At 56.9% G+C, this 5,127-nt stretch carries 5 protein-coding genes and 1 pseudogene; all 6 read left to right on the top strand.

All coding sequences use genetic code 11. From position 1 onward, the window contains the following. Positions 1 to 131: 131 nt before the first annotated feature. On the top strand, positions 132 to 1,265 hold the full coding sequence (locus EOA24_RS26950) for an acyltransferase (protein ID WP_127410251.1): 1,134 nt from the start codon (positions 132 to 134) through the stop codon (positions 1,263 to 1,265). A 492-nt stretch (positions 1,266 to 1,757) separates the two neighbouring features. Next, positions 1,758 to 3,194, top strand: coding sequence for an amidase (locus EOA24_RS26945; protein WP_127410250.1), 1,437 nt, complete (start codon positions 1,758 to 1,760; stop codon positions 3,192 to 3,194). A gap of 169 nt (positions 3,195 to 3,363) precedes the next feature. Then, the gene (tnpA, locus tag EOA24_RS26940; protein WP_348633083.1) at positions 3,364 to 3,603 is read left to right on the top strand and encodes an IS200/IS605 family transposase; all 240 of its coding nucleotides are present in this window, start codon (positions 3,364 to 3,366) and stop codon (positions 3,601 to 3,603) included. 91 nt (positions 3,604 to 3,694) lie between these two features. Next, positions 3,695 to 4,051, top strand: coding sequence for a hypothetical protein (locus EOA24_RS42460; RefSeq protein ID WP_210213602.1), 357 nt, complete (start codon positions 3,695 to 3,697; stop codon positions 4,049 to 4,051). After that, positions 3,991 to 4,136, top strand: a pseudogene (locus EOA24_RS43310) (IS5/IS1182 family transposase); the annotation flags it as partial. The gene EOA24_RS42460 and the pseudogene EOA24_RS43310, both read left to right, overlap by 61 nt. Before the next feature lie 55 nt (positions 4,137 to 4,191). Further along, complete coding sequence (locus EOA24_RS26925; RefSeq protein ID WP_127410249.1) at positions 4,192 to 4,944, top strand: SDR family oxidoreductase; 753 nt, start codon at positions 4,192 to 4,194, stop codon at positions 4,942 to 4,944. Positions 4,945 to 5,127: the final 183 nt, after the last annotated feature.

The raw sequence follows: 5,127 nt of genomic DNA, 5'->3' as shown, positions 1-5,127 counted from the left end.
CGATCATTCAGAACGAAGTCATCGTCAGAGATGGCGAGTGTGGCAAGTCGTCACGATCGTTTCTTTGACCTTTGCGAGGAGCGACGGCGGATTTGGCGGGCCATCGGTTCGCATTGGCGAGTTATAATGAGATGAACGCTTTTCTGTTGGGCAATAAGACGATCTCGGATCAATTGATCCAAGCGGAGAATCGGCCATCCGGCTTTGATTATCTTCGGTTAGTTCTGTCAATTGTCGTCGTGTTGAGCCATAGCATAGACATATGCTACGGATATCGTTCATCTTTGGTCATGTGGCTATGGCGTGGTCCGCCGCACCCAATGATCTATTTTATCGTTCCAAGCTTCTTTGCCCTAAGTGGATTTCTAGTCGCCGGAAGCTTGGAGCGTAACACCGTGCCGGCATTTCTGGCCCTCAGGTTTATCCGAATTTTTCCAGCCCTTTGCGTTGAAGTGCTAATTTCCGCTCTGTTGTTGGGCGCGCTCTTAACGTCGCTCTCTCTAAGAGATTATTTTTTCCATCCAGAATTCTTGCGCTACCTGGGCAATATAGTAGGCTGGGTGCACTTTCACCTTCCCGGTGTCTTCGAGAACAGATCTCCACCGAACGATGTGAACACATCACTGTGGACTGTGCCATTTGAACTGGATTGCTATATTGCAATTGCTGCTTTGGGAATAGCTGGTCTCGCCAAGAGACCAATAGCTTTCACGAGCGCAGCCATCTTTGCGATGCTGACCTTAACCGCAAAAGCAGGCTTCACTCGTCTCTTTATCCTCGGAGGCGACCACCCTGGAGGAGTGCTAATCCTCTCGTTTCTATTCGGATCTGCAATCTATCTTGTCAGGAACACATTGCCGTTCTCGCTTCCGCTATTCGTTCTGAGCTTTACGCTGTCCTTGGTGTTCTTCTATTTCCCGGCCACGTTTTACCTCGCGACACCATTCGTCGCCTACTCAACAGCATACATGGGGCTACTCAATCCAAGGCGAACGCCTCTGGTACGCGGTGCCGACTATTCATATGGCATCTACCTCTACGGCTATCCCTTCCAACAGGCAGCCTTTCAACTGCTTCCAGGCGGCACATTCTGGCTTTTGAACATCGTCTATGCCGTCCTCTCTTCAGGCGCAGCTGCGTATCTATCCTGGACTTTTGTCGAGAAAAGGGTTTTGGAACGGCGCGCGGCCGCGCTGCTGCGCGTCGCAAAATCCATACAGTGGCTGCGCTTGTTTTTCACGACCCTTGGCAGGGGCATCCGGTAAGGCAAGACGTCGGCGAGCCAAGCTGCGGATCGATGTCGTTGAGGTTGGATCAAGACCTCTCCAAGCGATTCTGATATGTGATCCGGAGGAGATGGGAATTTCTGAAACGATGTATGCGGCGGCGCTGATCGCCGGCAGATCAGCTCAATGGCGCAGGTCTTTTGAAACGGGCTTATCGTAGCAGCCCAATCCCGCTCTCATATGATGGCGTCCTGACCCGGAAGCCTGTTGCCGGGTACCGCCCTAGCGGTTGCAATCGCCAACCCACTTATATCTTATAAAGTCCAGGCCCGCCGTCGGATGAAAAAATGCAGCACAAGCAGCGCAAAACCCACTTGAAACGGTACTGATAAGTTATAGATTATAATTCCGTGAGTTCAGGGGCGCCTTTGAGCGACATCCTCGTAGGGCTCGGAACATGCGTACCATTTTACTGCCACCAATCCGCGCCGTGAAATCTCGGTTGCCGAAAATACAGAAGTGAGTTGGTTCATGGATGAATTTACAGAGTTCGATTTAACGGCCCAGGCAGCGCTCGTTAAGGCTGGAGAAGTAACCGCCCAGGAACTACTTAACGTAGCCATTCGCCACGCGGAAAAGACAAACCCGCAACTGAATGCGATCATCAGGTCGCTTCATGACGAGGCGAGGACGGAAGCGCGAGCCGCCGATAAAGGCAGCGTATTCGCCGGAGCACCTTTCCTCGTCAAGGACCTCTATTGCCACATGGCGGGAATTCCGACCACCGGGGGGTCCGAAATAACCAAGGACTTCGTGCCTGGCCACGATAGCGAACTCATGCGGAGATATCGTGCAGCGGGGCTCAGTACTTTCGGCAAGACCAACCTCTGCGAATTCGGAACTCTTGCGACCACCGAACCAAAGCTCTTCGGCCCAACTCGCAATCCATGGGACACATCGCGGTCAAGCGGAGGTTCGAGCGGCGGCGCTGGCGCGGCGGTGGCGGCCGGGATCGTTCCCGCCGCGCACGGCGGCGACGGTGCAGGTTCGATCCGAATCCCGGCGTCATGCTGCGGGGTGTTCGGCCTCAAGCCATCGCGAGGGAGGATCACTCTCGGTCCCTACCTCGGCGACAGCATGGGCGGGATCGTCAACGAACATGTTCTCTCTATGACTGTGCGTGACAGCGCGGCCTTGCTCGATGCTACGAGAGGCTCAATGGCAGGTGATCCGTATACAGCACCCCCTCCCGAGCAACCCTACACCGAAGCCTTGAAGTCGAAACCGAGCAAGCTGCGGATCGCGTATACGACCAGTTCCTTGCTCGGCACCTTCGTTGACCCAGAGTGCGTGAAGGCTACCATCAAAACAGCCAAGCTATGTGAAAGCCTCGGTCATGAGGTCGTTGAAGCTAGCCCCGAGGTGGACGGGGAGACATATATTACCTACTTTAAACGATTCTGGGCTATGACCGCGACAAGAGCCATCACTGCGCTTGCTCGCACCAGACGGGTGCCTCCGGACAGTCTTGCCCCGCAAGTGGAAGGGTTCAACCAGTATCTCTATGACGTCGGCTCAAACATAAGGGCAGCCGACTACCTGGTAGACCTCAACTGGTTCCATGGGGTCGGACGGAGCATCGCGCAATTCCTTGGTGGCTTCGATCTATGGTTGACGCCTACTCTTGGATCTCCTCCCCCTCTGCTCGGGCACTTCGACGCCGACACGCATGGTGGCGCGGAGGTCATGGAGCGTCTCCTCCAGTTTTGCGCTTTCACCACCTTCGCCAACATAGCTGGTCTGCCCTCCATGAGCGTGCCGCTCTACTGGAGCCAGAGCGGACTCCCGGTCGGCATGCAGTTCACCGGGCGTTTCAATGAGGAGGACAGGCTGTTCCAACTCGCGAGCCAGCTGGAGGAGGCCCAGCCATGGAGTGGCAGACGACCTCCGATCCATGCGGCAACATGAGCGCACCAAGAAAAAGGCGCAAATGGGTGTTGTCACTTTAAGTCTCTCTGCCTAAAGAAGCCTTGAGGCGGCTTTAGAGTCCCCGATAGGGGATAACGAAACCCCCGCATTTAGGCGGCTGGGATAGCGCCCTTTCCGGTGTAGATTGGCCGGACGGAAGCATACAAGCGTGGGCAGCCATACCGTTTGGGACTGCAAGTATCACCTGATCTGGGTGACGAAGTATCGCTATGCGATGCTTGGTGGCGATGTTGGGGAACGATGCCGGGAGTTGCTGCGTGAGACGGCGCGAGCCCACGAAATGGTTGTTCATGCCGGGTCGATCAATCGCGACCATGTGCACATGCTTGTGTCGATCCCACCGCACCTGTCGGTATCGCGAGCGCCTGAAGGGACGCAGTTCACATAAGCTGCTGAGCGAGTTCGGAATATTGCGCAAACGCTACTGGGGCCAGCATCTATGGGCGAGGGGCTATTGGGTAGTCACGAGAAGAATTCCCATGAGCGTTGTGGAGATGGGCAGCCTGTCCTTCCGGATTTACAATAAAGTCCGGGAAGGCCTGATCATCGGCAATTTCGTACCGGGCGAGAAACACAGAGCCGGCAGGAACATGGATGCGCCGAAAGGAGCTTGCAATCAGCTCCGGGAGCAGGGAACCTCATCTGTTGAAACAGTGGCTCGCAGCGAAGCTGCGAGCGTGGTTCAGTGTCTCCGGAGAGATTCGGAGAACGAGGCATGCGCGGCGGAGTCGAACGGTCTGGCGAACTGTTCGGTTATGTTGATCTCGAGGCTCGGGTGCGGCGCGGTCATTGGTTGCGCCGCATTCGGGCGATTGAACGAGGCGCTGGCGGCATAGGAGCGGCCTTGGCGACGCTATATTCGCAGATGGGGCGGCCTTCGATCCCGCCGAAAAGCTGCTGCGAGCGATGCTGCTACAGGCAGTTCTACTGCCGCCGCAAACCGTGCGGTTGCCAATACGTAGAGGAGTGAATTGGAATGATCATCGTAACAGGTGCCACGCACGGGATAGGGCGGGCCTGCGTGGAGAAACTTGCGTCTGCCGGTTCCAGAGTGGTGGCGACCGGCCGAGATGCAGAAGCTGGCGCGGCGCTCGAACGCGCCAATGACGGCGTCACGTTCGTTGCCGGTGACGTCATCCGTGAAGACGATTGCCGCCGTGTCGTCGACCGTGCGCTTGAACTTGGCGACGGCCGGCTCGCGGGGCTCGTGAACAATGCCGGCATGTCGAAGCGCATAGCCTTCGCCACCGCCACCCAGGACGATTGGGATGAGGTCCTTGCGGTTAATGCACGCAGCGCCTTTTTCTTCATCCGTCATGCGCTGGAAGGCTTGCGGCACGGAAGGGGTTCAGTCGTCAACATGGCCAGCATCGCCGGAAAGACGGGCGAAGAAGAGCTCGCCGCCTACTGCGCCTCGAAGGCCGCGGTCATCGGCCTGACGCAGGCGCTCGCGCTGGAGTTCGGCGAGGAGGTCCGCTTCAACGCTGTCTGCCCCGGCCAGATCGAAACGCGCATGATGGGCAAGATCATAAGCGATGCACTACGCAAGAAGCAGCTCGAACTGCGGATCCCTGCCAACCGCTTCGGTGCCCCTGAAGAGATCGCGGATGTCGTCGCTTGGTTGCTTTCGGATCAATCAACCTATGTCAACGGCACGGTGGTGACTGTAGACGGCGGGGAAACGGCCGGCCTGCGCACACCGCGCGTCGCGCAGGTCGACCTTGCGTAGAGGGCGTTCAGCTCAACCGGAGCCGCGCTCGTCGAAATAGCGCAGAAAAGTAGGCGAGCCTCGCTTGATGTCGTTCTCGATCGCCTTGCGGGCCTTCTTCTTGTTGCCGGCACTTAAGGCCTCGATGAGATGGTTATGTTCTTCCGCGCCGGTATAACCGCGCGGAATTTCCCGATAGTAGAC

Origin of the sequence: Mesorhizobium sp. M2A.F.Ca.ET.039.01.1.1 (genome assembly GCF_003998035.1) — a bacterium.
GTDB lineage: Bacteria > Pseudomonadota > Alphaproteobacteria > Rhizobiales > Rhizobiaceae > Mesorhizobium.
Note: the sequence above shows the minus strand (reverse complement) of the source record. Positions and strands in the feature narration are given on the sequence as shown.

Excerpts from the sequence above, each read along its gene's own strand:
- EOA24_RS26950 (WP_127410251.1), top strand. The coding sequence starts at position 132 with ATGAACGCTTTTCTGTTGGGCAATAAGACGATCTCGGATCAATTGATC.
- EOA24_RS42460 (WP_210213602.1), top strand. The coding sequence starts at position 3,695 with ATGAGCGTTGTGGAGATGGGCAGCCTGTCCTTCCGGATTTACAATAAA.
- EOA24_RS26925 (WP_127410249.1), top strand. The coding sequence starts at position 4,192 with ATGATCATCGTAACAGGTGCCACGCACGGGATAGGGCGGGCCTGCGTG.
- EOA24_RS26945 (WP_127410250.1), top strand. The coding sequence starts at position 1,758 with ATGGATGAATTTACAGAGTTCGATTTAACGGCCCAGGCAGCGCTCGTT.